Raw genomic sequence first — 13,856 nt, forward strand, 5'->3', positions numbered from 1 at the left:
CACGTACGCCGACATTCATGACCCAGTCCCCCACCGCCAGCCTGCGTCAGGCCGTCCAGGCCATTGCGCCCGAGTTCGTCCGGATCCGCCACCAGATCCACGCCCATCCCGAGCTCGCCTTCGAGGAGCGCCGCACCAGCGACCTGGTCGCCGAACAGCTGGCGGCGTGGGGTTACGCGGTGCATCGCGGCCTGGGCACGACCGGCGTGGTCGGCACCCTGCGCAAGGGCGACGGCGGCAAGGCACTCGGCATCCGCGCCGATATGGATGCGCTGCCGATCCAGGAGCAGACCGGCCTGGACTATGCCAGCACCATCGCCGGCAAGATGCACGCCTGCGGCCATGACGGGCACACGGCGATCCTGCTGTGCGCGGCGAAATACCTGGCCGAGTCGGTCGATTTCAACGGCACGCTCAACCTGATCTTCCAGCCGGCCGAGGAAAACGAAGGCGGCGCGCTGCACATGCTGGAGGACGGCCTGTTCGAGCGCTTCCCGTGCGACGAGGTCTACGCGCTGCATAACTCGCCGGGAATGCCGGTTGGCCAGATCGGCGTGATCGCGGGCCCGGCCATGGCATCGTTCGACCGCGCCACGGTCACGCTGCACGGCCGCGGCGCGCATGGCGCCATGCCGCACCACGGCATCGACCCGATGCAATGCGCGGCCAGCATCGTGCTGGGCCTGCAGTCGATTGTCAGCCGCGAGATCGATGCGCTGAAGTCGGCCGTCATCACGGTGGGCTCGATCCAGGCCGGCAGCACCTACAACGTCGTGCCGGAAAGCGCGACCATCAAGATCGGCGTGCGCACGCTCGACCCGAGGGTGCGCACCCTGGTGGAAACGCGCATCCGCGAGTTCGTCACCGCGCAGGCGCAGAGCTACCAGCTCCAGTCCGAGGTGGTCTATGAGCGCAAGTACCCGGTGCTGGTCAATCACGCCGTGCAGACCGAGTACGCACGCCAGGCCGCCATCCGGCTGGTAGGCACCGACAACGTGGTCGAGCGCCCGCCGGTCATGGGCAGCGAAGATTTCGCCTACATGCTGGAGCAGCGGCCCGGCGCCTATATCCGGCTCGGCAACGGCCTGGGCGAGGACGGCGGCTGCATGGTCCACAACCCCCAGTACGACTTCAATGACAAGGCCTTGCCCGTGGGCGCCGCATTCTGGGCGCACCTGGCGCAGAGCTACCTGGTTTGAGCAACGCTTTTTTCGGGAGTCCTCATGTATTCACTGAACCGCCGCCGCTTCCTGCAACTGGCCGGCTGTGCGGCCGGCAGCCCGGCACTGGGCGCACTGGCCTCCCTTCCCGCGCTTGCCGCGGAAAACTTCCCCGCCCGGCCGCTGGCGCTGGTGGTGCCGTACCCGGCCGGCGGGGCCAGCGATACCTCTGCCCGGATCTTCGGGGAATCGATCGGCAAGAGCGTCAGGCAGCAGGTCGTGGTCGAGAACTACGGCGGCGGCACCGGCCTGATCGGTGCCAACAAGGTGCTGGCCGCACCCGCCGATGGCTACACCTTCTTCCACGGCTCGATCAACGAGGTGTTCCTGGCCCCGCTGCTGAATCCGGCCGCGCGCTACAAGCCGCAGGACTTCATGCTGGCCGCGCCGATCAGCGATGCCAATATCGTGCTGATGGCCAGGAATGGCCTGGCCGCTGACAGCCTGGACAAGTTCCTTGACCTGGCGAAGCAGAGCAAGGCCAAGCCGCTGACCTATGCGACCGTCGGCATCGACTCGATCTATCACCTGATGGGCGACGCGCTGGCCGCCAGGCTCGGCGCACCGCTGCTGCACGTGCCATACAAGGGCGGCGCGCCGGCACTGCAGGGCCTGGCCGGCGGCGAAGTCGACTTTGCCATCCTGCCCTACCAGTCGAGCTTCGACGCCATGCAGCAGCAGGGCCGGCTGCGCATCCTGACCAGTTTCTCCAGGGCACTGCCGCCGGCGCTGAAGCATGTCCCGCTGATCTCGCAAAGCAAGCAGATTCCCGACTTCGAATACACCATCGGCGGCGGCTACTTCGTCAAGGCCGGCACGCCCGCGGACCGGGTAGCGGTGCTGCGCAAGGCGATCGGCGAAGCGCTGGCCAAGCCGGATATCCTGGCCAAGCTGGAGGCGGAAGGACGCACCGTCGCCAGACCCATCGACAGCCAGGCGCAGGCGAACCAGGCGTTCGACCAGTACATGACGCGGGTCACGCAGCTGATCCGCAGCGTGGGACGCAAGACCAACGCCTGATTTTCGGCCCCGCCGCTGCGGACCATGCCGGTGTTGGCGGATAATGCGCGATTCGCCCAACATCGCCTTCGCCATGCAAGCAAGCCGCGCCGGCTCCGGACGCATCGACTGGACCACCCTGTTCCTGCTGACTTTTCCGCCGCTGAGCTGGGCCGGCAACGCCATCGTCGGCCGCCTCGCCGCCGGCACGATTCCGCCGATCACGCTGAATGCTGTGCGCTGGGTGCTGGCTGGCCTGCTGCTGGCGCCATTCGCCTGGCGCGGCGTGCTGGAACATCGTGCGGCGCTGCGCCGGCACGCCGGCGTGATCGCGGCCATGGGCGTGCTGTCCATCGGCAGCTATAACGCGCTGCAGTACCTGGCACTGACCACGTCGACCCCGATCAACGTGACGCTGATCGGCGCGTCCACGCCGCTGTTCCTGATCGTGATTGGCGCGCTGTTCTTCCGCGAACGCGTCAAGCCAGTGCAGGTCGCCGGTGCGTTGCTGTGTCTGGTCGGCGTGTCCTTCGTGCTGGTGCGTGGAGAGCCGGCGCGACTGGCCCAGCTGGACCTCGTGCCCGGCGACCTCTACATGCTGGCCGCCACCATTGCCTGGAGCGCCTATACCTGGCTGCTGCGCAAGCAACGGCCCGACGTACCGCTGCCGGTACTGCTGTTTTCGCAGATCGTCGCCGGCGTGCTGGCGAGCGCGCCGGTGACGGTATGGGAACTGATGGCCCAGGACCAGCCGCTGCCATGGAACGGCAAGGTCGCCGCGATACTGCTCTACGTGGCGACGATTCCCTCGCTTCTGGCCTACTTCGCCTGGGACCGCGCCATTGCCCGGGCCGGCGCGCAGCTGCCTGTGTTCTTCATCACGCTGACGCCGGTGTTCGCGGCGCTATTGTCGACGCTGCTGCTGGGCGACTGGCCGCGGTGGTATCACGGGGTCGGGCTGGCGGCGATCGGGGCGGGGATCTGGCTGGCGCAGCGGCGGTGAGCGGCTGTGCGAGGGCTGTCGTGGGTCGAGTTGTGCCCTGCCCTGCAGGTGCGCACGGGAAAAGCCGTAGAATCCGCGGTGACCTATCGATCCGACCCCGTGAATCCGTTCAGCACCCTGATGATGAAGAAGGCTTTCCCTCACCGCGCCGCGCTGCTGGCCACGTTTGCAGCATTTGCCGCGCAAGCCGCGCCGCAGGCAACGGCCAATGCCACCGCCAGCGCCACCAACGCCACCGCTGCCGCGGCCAACACCGCGGCACCGCTCGGCCTGGAGCTTGGCAAGTCGAAATGCGCGCGGCTCGCCCCGGCGGAAAACCATGCCCGCACCGGCAGGTCAGAATGGGCCGGCGGCGATACGGTGGAGCTCAAGCGCCTGGAGCGCTTCCACCTCCCCGGCCTGACGCGCGTGACGCTGAACTGCGACGCGCAGGATACGGTGGCGTTGATCACCATGACCTTCGACCGTTCGGCGCTGGAAGACGTGCGCGGCAAGCTCGATGCCCGCTACGCCTCGCTGCGCAAGACCGAAGCCTCGGCGGAGAACGGCTATGCGGAATGGGCCGCGGCCAATGGCAGCCTGGAACTGCTGTACGGCCGTGACGGCAAGCACTTCACCGTGGCCTACTGGGCCCGCAACGCCAAGGCAAAGTACTTCTCCTACAGCGGCGCCGGCAGCAAGCCGGCCGCTGCGTCCGCACCGGCAGCGCCGCAGCCCGCGCCGCTGTAACGTAACCCGGGCGCGCCGCTCAGTAGCCGGCCTGCCGGTCGACCTGGTTCAGCAACGGGCGTCCGTCGCGCGCGCGGCGCAGGTTTTCGATGCACTGCTGCGCTACCAGCTCGTACGAAGGATCGGCGGCGATATGCGGCGTCGCTTCGATGCGCGGGTGGGTCCAGACCGGGTCGTCGGCCGCCGGCGGCTCCTTGGCGAACACGTCCAGCGCCGCGCCGGCAAGGTGGCCTTCGTCGATCAGCGCAAGCAGATCGGCTTCCACCACATGCTCGCCGCGCCCCACGTTGATGAAGTAGGCACCCTGCGGCAACCGCGACAGCGTCTTGCGGTCGAGCATGCCGTTGGTCTGCGGCGTCAGCGGCAGCGTGCAGACCAGGATATCGGTCTGCGCCAGCATGGCATCCAGCCCGTCGTCGCCGGTAAAGTCCGCCACGCCGGGAAGGTGCTTGGGGCTGCGGCTCCAGCCCGCCACCGGAAAGCCAATGGCCGCGAACATACGCGCCACCTCGCTGCCGATCTCCCCCAGCCCCAGCACGCCCACGCGGCAGCGCGACAGCGCGCGCCCGCGATGGCGCTTCCATTCGCCGCGGCGCCGCTGCTCGGCATACATACCCAGTTCACGCGTATGGCGCAGCGCCATGGCCAGCACGAAGTGGGCGATGCCGGTCTGCTGGCCCGGATCGACAATGCGCGTGACCGGCATGTCCTGCGGCAGGTCGGGCGCGGCCAGCAGCTTGTCGACGCCGGCGGTGGCGGCGCAGACCAGCCGCAGCTTCGGGTAGGCCGGCAGCACGCCCGGCTTGAGGCCCCAGGCGATGATGGCCTCGACGTCTTCCGGCACGGCGGCTTCGCGGCCGTTCCAGACGGTGATATCCGGCGCTTGCTCGCGCAGCAAGGCCGTGATGGGGACCGCCATGAACGACGGCAGGTGAACAAGGATGGCCATGGTCAGTTGCGGCTCGGTTGCGGCTCAGTTGCGATAGTCGGGGTTGATGCGATCGAGCCGGCGCAGCAGGCCCGGCCAGGCCAGGTTGGAGCCCTTGCCCTTGGTGGCCTGGCGCGCCTGCTGGCCCATGTTGGCGCTGGCGGATTCCGGCACCGTGGTCAGCGGCGTGCCGCCGCTCTGCGCCAGGATCTGGATGCGGCAGGCGGACTCCAGCGTGTACATGGTCAGGAACGCATCGGACACGGTGCGCCCGCACGTCAGCAGGCCATGGTTGCGCAGGATCATCTGCTTGCAGCGGCCCAGGTCGGCCACCAGCCGCGCCTTCTCGTCTTCGCGCAGCGCCACGCCTTCATAGTCGTGGTAGGCCAGGCCGGTCAGCGCGAACATCGATTGCTGCGAGATCGGCAGCAAGCCCGCCTGCTGCGCCGAGACCGCGACGCCGTGCGAAGTATGGGTGTGCATCACGCAGCCGACTTCGGGGCGCGCCTCGTGCACGGCACTGTGGATGATGAAGCCGGCCGGGTTGACGTCGTACGGCGTCTCCAGCACCGGCTGGCCCTCATGGTCGACCTTGACCAGGCTCGACGCGGTGATTTCGTCGAACATCATGCCGTACGGGTTGATCAGGAACTGGTCCGGCGCATCGGGCACGCGCGCCGAGATGTGCGTGAAGATCAGGTCGTCCCAGCCGAAGTGGGCCACCAGCCGGTAGGCCGCGGCAAGGTCGACGCGCATTTGCCATTCCGCGTCGGAAACGCGGTCCCTTACTGAATCGACGAGCTGGATCTGCGCCATCTGCGTAGTCTCCCGGGGGTGAGATATGTGACTGGACGCAGGCATTGTCGCGGCGCACCGTGCCAAAGTCTGTTAAGTATTGGACAATCTCGGCTCAACCGGAACGGCAATGAGAGATCAGGTGGCCAGCAAAGTGAAGCGCATCGAACCCGTGCGGGCGCTGCCGCGCGGCGTGCTGGCCAGCGGCTGGCTGCGCAATGCGCCGCCCGGTGTGCTCGACGCCGTGGCCGGCGCGGCACGCCGGCTGCGCTTTGCCGATGGCGAGATGGTCTTTGCGCGCGGCGACCCGCCGACTTACTTCTGCATGGTGGTGTCGGGACGCGTGCGCATGAGCCGCGTCAGCAGCGGCGGGCGCGAGTCGGTGTATTCGGTGATCGGGCGCGGCCGCTGGTTCGGCGAGATCTCGCTGCTCGACGGCAAGCCGCGCACGCATGACGCCTTCGCGGTCGGCAATACCGAGTTGCTGGTGCTGGACCGGCGCGCGTTCGACCGGATCCTGGCGCAGCACCCCGAGGGGATGCAGTTGATCGTGCAGCAGATCTGCGCGCGGCTGCGCGTGGCCTTCGACCACGCCGAGAGTGCAGCGCAGGCGCCGGTCGATGCGCGCATGGCGGCGCGGCTGCTGGAGCTGGCCGACCGCACCGACCATATCGTGCATATCAGCGCCGAAGACCTGGGCGACATGGTCAACCGCTCGCGCCAGACGGTGGCCAAGTATCTGCAGGCATGGGAAGACGCCGGGTGGATCCGGCGCCAGTACCGGCAGATCGAACTGCTGGAGCCGGGGGCGCTCAAGCGGCTGGCGCGGCGCTGAGCGCTGAGAATTGGAAACGGGCAAACGGGATGGCGCTTGCTGCCGCCCCTCGCAAAGGCTCCCCTCTCCCGCGAAGTGGGAGAGGGGTGGGGGTGAGGGTCGGAATACCCACGGAGTGACCCGGCATCGTGCTTGCCAAACGCCCACCCTCACCCCTGCCCCTCTCCCGCAAGCAGGAGAGGGGAGCAAACCAGGGGTCTGACCGCCTGCTCTCAGTCAGCCGTGATCTTGCCCACCTCGATCACCTTCTTCCAGCGCGCATACTCCGCCGCCTGGAACGCCGTGAACTGCTCCGGCGTATTGGCGACGATCTCGAAGCCCAGGTCGAGCAGCTTGGGCTTGACCGCGGGATCGTTGAGCGCCGCGACCACGGCCGCATGCAGCTTGGCCTTGATCTCCGGCGCCAGCCCCTTCGGCGCCGCCACGGCCTGCCACGAGTAGACCGTCACGCCCTTTACGCCCGCCTCATCCATCGTCGGCACGTCAGGCAGGATCGGCGAGCGCTTGCTGCTGGTGATGGCCAGCGCGCGCAGCTTGCCCGCCTTGATATGCGGGATCGCGGTGTTGATGTTCATGAAGGTGGCATCGACCTGCCCGCCCAGCAGGTCGTTCAGCGCCGGCGCGCCGCCCTTGTACGGCACGTGCAGGCCGGTGGTGCCGGTCTGCTGCCAGAACAGCTCGGCGGTCAGGTGGTCGCTGGTGCCGTTGCCAGCCGAGGCGAAGGTCATCTTGCTGGGATGGGCCTTCTCGTAGGCAATCACGTCCTGCAGGCTCTTGTGCGGCGAGCTGGCGGGGACGGCCAGCACATTGGGCGCCTGCACCGCCACGCTGATGTAGTCGAAATCCTTGAGCGGATCGTAGCCGGCGTTCTTGGTCAGGTGCGGCCCGATCACGAACGGACCCAGCGACGACACGAACACGGTGTAGCCGTCCGCCGGGGCGCGCTTGACCATGGCGGCGCCGATCATGCCGGCCGCGCCCGGCTTGTTGTCGACCACGAAGCTGCCGCCGAACTGCGACTGCATCTTGGCGCCCAGGATGCGGGCGACGTTGTCGCTTGAGCCGCCCGCGGGGAACGGCACCAGCAGCGTGACGGGTTTTTCCGGCCAGGCGGCGTGCGCGGTGGCCATGGCTGCGCCAAGCAGCAGGGATACGATCAGCTTTTTCATGGGTTGTCTCCTGTGTGCTGTGTGTCTTGTTTCTCTATGTCGTGCTTATGGCTGCTGGCCGAATTCCGCCTGCTGGCGCGTCCAGGCCCTGGCCTGCTCGCTGAGGCTCAGGCCGAGCCCCGGCGCGGTCGGCACCCGGATGCGGCCGTCGCTGATCTGCAGGCGCTCGTTGAAGAGCGGCTCGAGCCAGTCGAAATGCTCGACCCACGGCTCGCGCGGATACGCGGCGGCAAGATGTACATGCAGTTCCATCGCAAAATGCGGCGCAAGCATCAGCCCCGCGTGCTCGGCCAGGGCCGCCACCTTTAGGAAGGGCGTGATGCCGCCTACCCGCGGCGCATCGGGCATCAGGTAGTCAGCGGCGCGGTGGCGGATCAGGTCCCAGTGCTCGGCGGCGCTGGTCAGCATTTCGCCGGTGGCGATCGGGGTGTCGAACTGCGTCGCCAGCGCGGCGTGGCCTTCGTGGTCGTAGGCGTCGAGCGGCTCTTCGATCCACACCAGGTTGAACGATTCAAAGGTGCGGCACATGCGCTGCGCGGTCGGGCGGTCCCATTGCTGGTTGGCGTCGACCATGATCGGCACCGCGTCGCCCAGGTGCTCGCGCACCGCGGCCACGCGCTTGATGTCGAGGGCGCCGTCGGGCTGGCCCACTTTCAGCTTGATGCCGCCGATGCCGCGCTCGACCGATGCCGCGGCATTGACCATCAGCTGGTCCAGCGGCGTATGCAGGAAACCGCCCGAGGTGTTGTAGCAGCGCACCGCATCACGATGCGCGCCCAGCAGCTTGGCCAGCGACAGGCCGGCGCGCCGGGCCTTGAGGTCCCACAGCGCTACGTCGAAGGCGCCGATGGCCTGCGTCGACAAGCCGCTGCGGCCGACCGAAGCCCCAGCCCAGCACAGCTTGTCCCACAGCCGCGCGATATCGCTCGGGTCTTCACCGATCAGCGCCGGCGCGATCTCGGCCGCGTGCGCGAACTGGCCCGGGCCGCCCGCGCGCTTGCTGTAGCTGAAGCCCAGCCCCTCGTGGCCGTTGGCGGTGCGGATCTCGGCGAACAGGATCGCGACCTCGGTCATCGGCTTCTGCCGGCCGGTCAGCACCTTGGCGTCGCTGATCGGAGTGGCCAGCGGCAGGTAGCTGGAGGACAGCCGGATCCAGGCGATGCTGTCGGCGGGTTGAGGGGAAGCTGCGGTTGCGGTCATGTTCAGGATCCGATCTCGTGGTTGGCCATCAGCTCCAGCGCGCGCACCAGCGCGGAATGGTCCCAGCCGGCGCCGCCGTGGCTCGCGCAGGCGTTGAACAGCTCCTGGCAAGTCGCCGTGTTGGGCAGCGACAGGCCCATCTCGCGCGCATTGGACAGGGCGAGGTTCAGGTCTTTCTGGTGCAGCCCGATGCGGAAGCCGGGCTCGAAGGTGCGCTTGATCATGCGTTCGCCATGCACCTCCAGCACCTTGGACGAGGCAAAGCCGCCCATCAGCGCCTGGCGCACGCGCGCCGGGTCGGCGCCGGCCTTGGCGGCGAACAGCAGCGCCTCGGCCACGGCCTCGATGTTCAGCGCCACGATGATCTGGTTGGCCACCTTGGCGGTCTGGCCGGCACCGTTGTCGCCGACCAGCGTGATGTTCTTGCCCATCAGTTCGAACAGCGGGCGCACGGTCGCGAACGTGTCTTCCGGGCCGCCGACCATGATCGACAGCGTGGCGTTGCGCGCGCCGACCTCGCCGCCGGACACCGGCGCGTCGAGGTAGCGGCAGCCGAGCGCGTTGATGCGGCTGGCGAATCCCTTGGTCGCGATCGGCGAGATCGAGCTCATGTCGACCACGATCTTGCCCGGGCCCAGGCCGGCGGCCACGCCGTCTTCGCCGAACAGCGCCGCTTCCACGTGCGGGGTGTCGGGCACCATCAGGAAGATGATGTCGGCGCCCTGCGCCACTTCGCGGGCCGACGCGCAGGCGATGCCGCCCAGGTCGACCAGTGCCTGCGGCGCGCCGCTGCGGCTCGACAGCCTGACTTCATGCCCGCCGGCGATCAGGTTCTGCGCCATCGGGCTGCCCATGATGCCAAGGCCAATGAATCCGAGTTTCACGTTTTGCTCTCCTTGCGTGCGGTGCGGTTCGGTATTGTTTGGTGTTGTTTGGTGCCCGGCCACTAGTAGCCGGCGTTGTCGGGCGCCGGCGCTGCCGTCTGCCGTGGCTGTCCGGCGCGCATTTCGGCCATGACCTGCTGGGCCCCCGCGGCCATCAGGCGCGCATCGGAACTGACCGTGACGAAGCCGAAGCCTTGCCCGATGCGGCGCAACGCCGCCGCCGGCGCACCGTTATGGACGCCCGCGACACGCCCGTGCGCCCTGGCACGGGCAGCCACGTGCTCGATGGCCTGTGCCACCGGCGGGTCGACGTCGTCGAAGGTCGGCCGGCAGCCAAGCGCGAGCGACAGGTCGGACGGGCCGATATAGACGCCGTCGAGCCCGTCGACCGACAGGATCTCGTCCAGGTTTTCCAGCCCTTGGCGGGTCTCGATCATCGCCAGCACCACCACGGTGTCGTTGGCGTGCTGAGCGTAGTCGGCGCCGCCGTACAGCAGCCCGCGGATCGGCCCGAAGCTGCGCGTGCCCAGCGGCGGGTAACGCGTGGCGGCCACCAGGCGCTCGGCATCGGCGCGGGTGTTGACCATCGGGCAGATCACGCCGTATGCGCCAGCGTCGAGCACCTTCATCAGGATGCCGGGCTCGTTCCATGGCACGCGCACGACCGGCACGGTGTCCGTGGTCGAGATCGCGGTCAGCAGTGCCAGTGCATCGGCGTAGTCGAGCGCGCCGTGCTGCAGGTCGATGGTGAGCGAGTCCCAGCCCTGGTGGGCCATGGTCTCGGCGGCAAAGGCGCTGGGAATGGAAAGCCAGCCATTCACCACCGCCTGGCCTGCCGCCCACATCTTTCGGATCCGGTTTTCGCGCATTTGGGGTCTCTGTTGGCAGCGTAATACGTCGTCGTACAACATTCTACGAGACTGCGGAAAAGATTGCGCTGGGGATTACCCGGGATTCCCTAGGAATCTGCGGTGCAGTGTACGAAATATTGATTTTACGCCACCAAATCCAGCCGGATGTAAGGCGTTCCAGGCCAAAATGCTGTTTGCCACACCCATCCATGTCATAGGATGACTGACGAAAGAAGCAATAGCGGAGAGCCCTGCGCCAGAATGAAGACAGCGGGTGGCGGCCAATTAACAATCGATTACACCCATGACCCGGGAGCTCGACTATGCTCCCGTGGCCCGCACGAAGCCGCGACACATCTGTCTGCCGCGTGCCGTAGGGCACCGACGACCGGAACGTTCCATGCATCGCCTCCCTGCCCTTCCTCTTGTTATCGCCGCGTTGCTCGCGGCCTCCGCCACCGCCCATGCGCAGCACGTCACCGGCGGCATGGGCGAGCCCGTCAGGATCGGGGCATTCTCCGCGCCCGGGGAACGCATTGACGGCGAACGCCGGATGGCTGCGCCTCACGGTTCCAGGCAGGCCAAGGCCGGCACTGCGCGCCGGCAAGGCTCCGCCACTCAAGCTGCGCGACCCAACGGCGCGCCGGCGGCCCGGCTGCCCGGCAGGCACCTGCCGTAGTGTCGGACGCGGGGGTCTCTCCGCACGCATCTGCAGCACCGCATCTGCAGCCCCATTCCCGGCCCCACTCGTGGCGCAAGCCTATTCACGATTCCTTACAATTGACGCCAGATCAAAGCAGTATCCTCGGGCGCATCCAGATCCCCACAATAAGGAGAAATCAATGAAACCAGTCCTGGCCTTGCTCGCTGCCTGCAGCGTCCTGCTTGGTGGCTGCGTGGTTGCCCCATATGACACCTACGGCGGCGGGGGTCCCGGCTGCCCGCCGGGCCAGGCCAAGAAGGGCAATTGCCGTGTCGACCCGTACGGCAACGAATCCTTCTGCCCCCCGGGGCAGGCCAAGAAGGGCCGCTGCTGACCTGCCGGCGGCAACAGGCTTCCCGGCACGCGGGGTCCTGTTGCGCCGGCCATCGCACTAGTCGGAGAATGGCGGATGCGGGCATGACGCCCGCAGGAGAACGCCATGCAGCTTCGCATGCAACTTCGGCTGGCCGGCCGCCTGTGCGCGGCCGCATGGCTGGCCGGCACGCTCGGGGGCTGCGCCACGCTGCAGCCCGTACAGACCGGCCAGAAGTTGATCGGCAGCCCGGAAAGCGCCGTGCGCCAGACCTTCGGCCCACCCACCGAGACCTTCCGCCTGGCCGACGGCACCACCCGCTGGCTGTGGTCGCGCCAGCCCTTCGGGCATGAGGTCTATGCCGCCGATTTCGATGCCGGCGGCAAGCTGACCAATTACCGCCAGATGCTGACCGAAACGGAGGTCTATCGTGCCCAGGTCAATGTCTGGACCAAGAAAGACATGCAGGAGCATTTCGGCATGCCCCGCGAACCCATCCAGTACTATCCCCTGATGAAGCGCGAAGCGTGGTCGTGGCGGATGTACAAGGACGGCCTGCAGTCCGCGCATTTCAGCGCCTACTTCGATGACGGCGGGGTGCTGCGCCAGACCATGATCATCGTCGACCCGCTCGGCGGCGACTCGCGCCGCTCGCGCTGAACCGGCATGGGGCAACGCACGGGGCGCGTTGCCCCAACCCAAGTATGACGGTGTTAACGCCGGTGCCATTGCCGGCAGCAGGGACTCCCGTGGCCCCACGCTGTTTTGCGCGCAGAATGGAGGGGTACCCATCCCTCCAGGCGGAAGACGAACGTGACCACTGCGATCCTGCTCGAGAACATCCACCAGAGCGCCACCGCACGGCTGGCTGAAGCCGGCCTGCAGGTCGAGCGCCGTAACGGCGCACTGGCCGGTCCTGAATTGCACGAAGTGCTGGCCAGCCACGACGTGGTCGGCATCCGCTCGGCCACGCACCTGCGCGGCGACGATATCCACCGCGCCCCGGGCCTGCTGTCGATCGGCTGCTTCTGCATCGGCACCTCGCAGGTCGACCTGGAGGCCGCTACGCATGCGGGCATTCCGGTATTCAACGCGCCCTTTTCCAACACGCGCTCGGTGGCCGAACTGGTCGTGTCCGAAGCGGTGATGCTGCTGCGGCGGATTCCCGAGAAAAACACGCTGGCGCATGCCGGCAAGTGGGCCAAGGGCGCGAGCGGCGCCTTCGAGGCGCGCGGCAAGACCATCGCCATCATCGGCTACGGCAATATCGGTTCGCAGGTCGGCGTGCTGGCCGAATCGATGGGCATGCGCGTGGTCTACTATGACGTGCTGGCGCGGCTCTCGCACGGCTCTGCGCGCGCCGCGGGTTCGCTCGAGGAAGCGGTGTCGCAGGCCGAGGTGGTAACGCTGCATGTCCCTGCCACGCCGCGCACCAAGAACATGATCGACGCGAGCGTGCTGGCCGCGTTCAAGCCTGGCGCGATCCTGATCAATGCCTCGCGCGGCAGCGTGGTCGACATTGCCGCGCTGGCCGCGGCGCTGCGCGAAGAACGCCTGGGCGGTGCTGCCATCGATGTGTTCCCGCAAGAGCCCAAGACCAACAGCGATCCGTTCGTCAGCGAGCTGCAGAACCTGTCCAACGTCCTGCTGACCCCGCACGTCGGCGGCAGCACCGAAGAGGCGCAGGAGAACATTGGCGCCGAGGTCGCGGCCAAGCTGGCGCACTTCCTGGCGACCGGCGGCACCATCGGGGCGGTGAATTTTCCCGAGGTCGATCCAGGCCCGCTGCAGTCGCCGGCGCGGCTGCTCAACGTGCATGGCAACGCGCCGGGTGCGCTGGCCGCGCTCAACACGCTGCTGGCGCAGGAGGGGGTCAACATCACCGGCCAGCACCTGCAGACGCGCGGCACCACCGGCTATGTGGTGACCGATCTCGACCGCGTTCCATCGGAGCAGCTGATGCAGGCCCTGCGCACGCACGCCGGTTTCGCGCGCTCGCGCCTGATCCTGCGGGAAGGTAATGGCCAGGCTGGCTGAAACCATGCAGGGCGCCCTCGCGCCCTGCCCCGCTGCGGTGCAATAGTCACAGCATTGTTCCAAATCTCAAGTAATCACTATTGCGGCTACTAACATCAGGTGGCGCATGTACTGTCCCTTCCGGTCGCGCAGTGGCAGCACCGCATCGCGCGGGGGCTTGCATCCGCACTACACCGACAGCGGAGTGATG

The 13,856-nt window shown here is 67.7% G+C and carries 14 protein-coding genes; 8 read left to right on the forward strand and 6 right to left on the reverse strand.

Features of this window, described 5'->3' with window-relative positions; translation table 11 throughout:
- Positions 1-17: 17 nt before the first annotated feature.
- From K309_RS0101005 to K309_RS0101020, 4 genes are all read left to right on the forward strand, one after another.
- Entirely contained in the window at positions 18-1,199 is a 1,182-nt protein-coding gene (locus K309_RS0101005) for a M20 aminoacylase family protein (protein WP_029044678.1), read from the forward strand.
- A 24-nt stretch (positions 1,200-1,223) separates the two neighbouring features.
- Positions 1,224-2,240, forward strand: coding sequence for a tripartite tricarboxylate transporter substrate binding protein (locus K309_RS0101010; RefSeq protein ID WP_029044679.1), 1,017 nt, complete (start codon positions 1,224-1,226; stop codon positions 2,238-2,240).
- Between the two features lie 73 nt (positions 2,241-2,313).
- Complete coding sequence (locus tag K309_RS0101015; protein WP_029044680.1) at positions 2,314-3,222, forward strand: DMT family transporter; 909 nt, start codon at positions 2,314-2,316, stop codon at positions 3,220-3,222.
- A 156-nt stretch (positions 3,223-3,378) separates the two neighbouring features.
- Entirely contained in the window at positions 3,379-3,951 is a 573-nt protein-coding gene (locus K309_RS0101020; protein WP_369796387.1) for a hypothetical protein, read from the forward strand.
- A 19-nt stretch (positions 3,952-3,970) separates the two neighbouring features.
- Here K309_RS0101020 and K309_RS0101025 read toward each other — a convergent pair whose 3' ends face one another.
- On the reverse strand, positions 3,971-4,900 hold the full coding sequence (locus tag K309_RS0101025; RefSeq protein ID WP_029044682.1) for a 2-hydroxyacid dehydrogenase: 930 nt from the start codon (positions 4,898-4,900) through the stop codon (positions 3,971-3,973).
- A gap of 24 nt (positions 4,901-4,924) precedes the next feature.
- Positions 4,925-5,695 carry a class II aldolase/adducin family protein gene (locus K309_RS0101030; RefSeq protein WP_029044683.1) on the reverse strand — a complete coding sequence of 257 codons (771 nt, stop codon included), beginning with the start codon at positions 5,693-5,695 and terminating at the stop codon, positions 4,925-4,927.
- 121 nt (positions 5,696-5,816) lie between these two features.
- On the opposite strand from K309_RS0101030, the gene K309_RS0101035 reads away from it, so the two are divergent.
- Positions 5,817-6,509 carry a Crp/Fnr family transcriptional regulator gene (locus K309_RS0101035; protein ID WP_232232287.1) on the forward strand — a complete coding sequence of 231 codons (693 nt, stop codon included), beginning with the start codon at positions 5,817-5,819 and terminating at the stop codon, positions 6,507-6,509.
- Positions 6,510-6,721: 212 nt separating this feature from the next.
- Here the strand turns inward: K309_RS0101035 and K309_RS0101040 are convergent, their stop codons facing one another.
- The 4 genes from K309_RS0101040 to K309_RS0101055 are packed head-to-tail and all read right to left on the reverse strand — an operon-like array spanning position 6,722 to position 10,631.
- Positions 6,722-7,678 (reverse strand): Bug family tripartite tricarboxylate transporter substrate binding protein, encoded by a 957-nt coding sequence (locus K309_RS0101040; RefSeq protein WP_029044685.1) that lies wholly within the window; start codon positions 7,676-7,678, stop codon positions 6,722-6,724.
- Positions 7,679-7,723: 45 nt separating this feature from the next.
- Positions 7,724-8,878, reverse strand: coding sequence for an L-talarate/galactarate dehydratase (locus K309_RS0101045; RefSeq protein ID WP_035876473.1), 1,155 nt, complete (start codon positions 8,876-8,878; stop codon positions 7,724-7,726).
- Between the two features lie 2 nt (positions 8,879-8,880).
- Positions 8,881-9,825 (reverse strand): 2-hydroxy-3-oxopropionate reductase, encoded by a 945-nt coding sequence (glxR, locus tag K309_RS0101050; protein ID WP_156914272.1) that lies wholly within the window; start codon positions 9,823-9,825, stop codon positions 8,881-8,883.
- Complete coding sequence (locus K309_RS0101055; RefSeq protein WP_035876482.1) at positions 9,825-10,631, reverse strand: HpcH/HpaI aldolase family protein; 807 nt, start codon at positions 10,629-10,631, stop codon at positions 9,825-9,827. Before K309_RS0101055 ends, glxR begins: the two co-directional genes overlap by 1 nt.
- Positions 10,632-11,455: 824 nt before the next feature.
- On the opposite strand from K309_RS0101055, the gene K309_RS0101065 reads away from it, so the two are divergent.
- The 3 genes from K309_RS0101065 (at position 11,456) to serA (ending at position 13,666) form a co-directional block, all read left to right on the forward strand.
- Positions 11,456-11,650 carry a hypothetical protein gene (locus K309_RS0101065; protein WP_029044690.1) on the forward strand — a complete coding sequence of 65 codons (195 nt, stop codon included), beginning with the start codon at positions 11,456-11,458 and terminating at the stop codon, positions 11,648-11,650.
- A 117-nt stretch (positions 11,651-11,767) separates the two neighbouring features.
- Positions 11,768-12,289 (forward strand): hypothetical protein, encoded by a 522-nt coding sequence (locus tag K309_RS0101070; RefSeq protein WP_029044691.1) that lies wholly within the window; start codon positions 11,768-11,770, stop codon positions 12,287-12,289.
- Between the two features lie 153 nt (positions 12,290-12,442).
- A complete protein-coding gene (gene serA / locus K309_RS0101075) occupies positions 12,443-13,666 on the forward strand; it encodes a phosphoglycerate dehydrogenase (RefSeq protein ID WP_029044692.1) in 1,224 nt (407 codons plus the stop codon).
- Positions 13,667-13,856: the final 190 nt, after the last annotated feature.

The sequence above is a fragment of the Cupriavidus phytohabitans genome, from assembly GCF_000426345.1.
GTDB lineage: Bacteria > Pseudomonadota > Gammaproteobacteria > Burkholderiales > Burkholderiaceae > Cupriavidus.

Excerpts from the sequence above, each read along its gene's own strand:
- K309_RS0101005 (WP_029044678.1), top strand. The coding sequence starts at position 18 with ATGACCCAGTCCCCCACCGCCAGCCTGCGTCAGGCCGTCCAGGCCATT.
- K309_RS0101010 (WP_029044679.1), top strand. The coding sequence starts at position 1,224 with ATGTATTCACTGAACCGCCGCCGCTTCCTGCAACTGGCCGGCTGTGCG.
- K309_RS0101015 (WP_029044680.1), top strand. The coding sequence starts at position 2,314 with ATGCAAGCAAGCCGCGCCGGCTCCGGACGCATCGACTGGACCACCCTG.
- K309_RS0101025 (WP_029044682.1), bottom strand. The coding sequence starts at position 4,900 with ATGGCCATCCTTGTTCACCTGCCGTCGTTCATGGCGGTCCCCATCACG.
- K309_RS0101030 (WP_029044683.1), bottom strand. The coding sequence starts at position 5,695 with ATGGCGCAGATCCAGCTCGTCGATTCAGTAAGGGACCGCGTTTCCGAC.
- K309_RS0101040 (WP_029044685.1), bottom strand. The coding sequence starts at position 7,678 with ATGAAAAAGCTGATCGTATCCCTGCTGCTTGGCGCAGCCATGGCCACC.
- K309_RS0101045 (WP_035876473.1), bottom strand. The coding sequence starts at position 8,878 with ATGACCGCAACCGCAGCTTCCCCTCAACCCGCCGACAGCATCGCCTGG.
- K309_RS0101055 (WP_035876482.1), bottom strand. The coding sequence starts at position 10,631 with ATGCGCGAAAACCGGATCCGAAAGATGTGGGCGGCAGGCCAGGCGGTG.
- K309_RS0101065 (WP_029044690.1), top strand. The coding sequence starts at position 11,456 with ATGAAACCAGTCCTGGCCTTGCTCGCTGCCTGCAGCGTCCTGCTTGGT.
- K309_RS0101070 (WP_029044691.1), top strand. The coding sequence starts at position 11,768 with ATGCAACTTCGGCTGGCCGGCCGCCTGTGCGCGGCCGCATGGCTGGCC.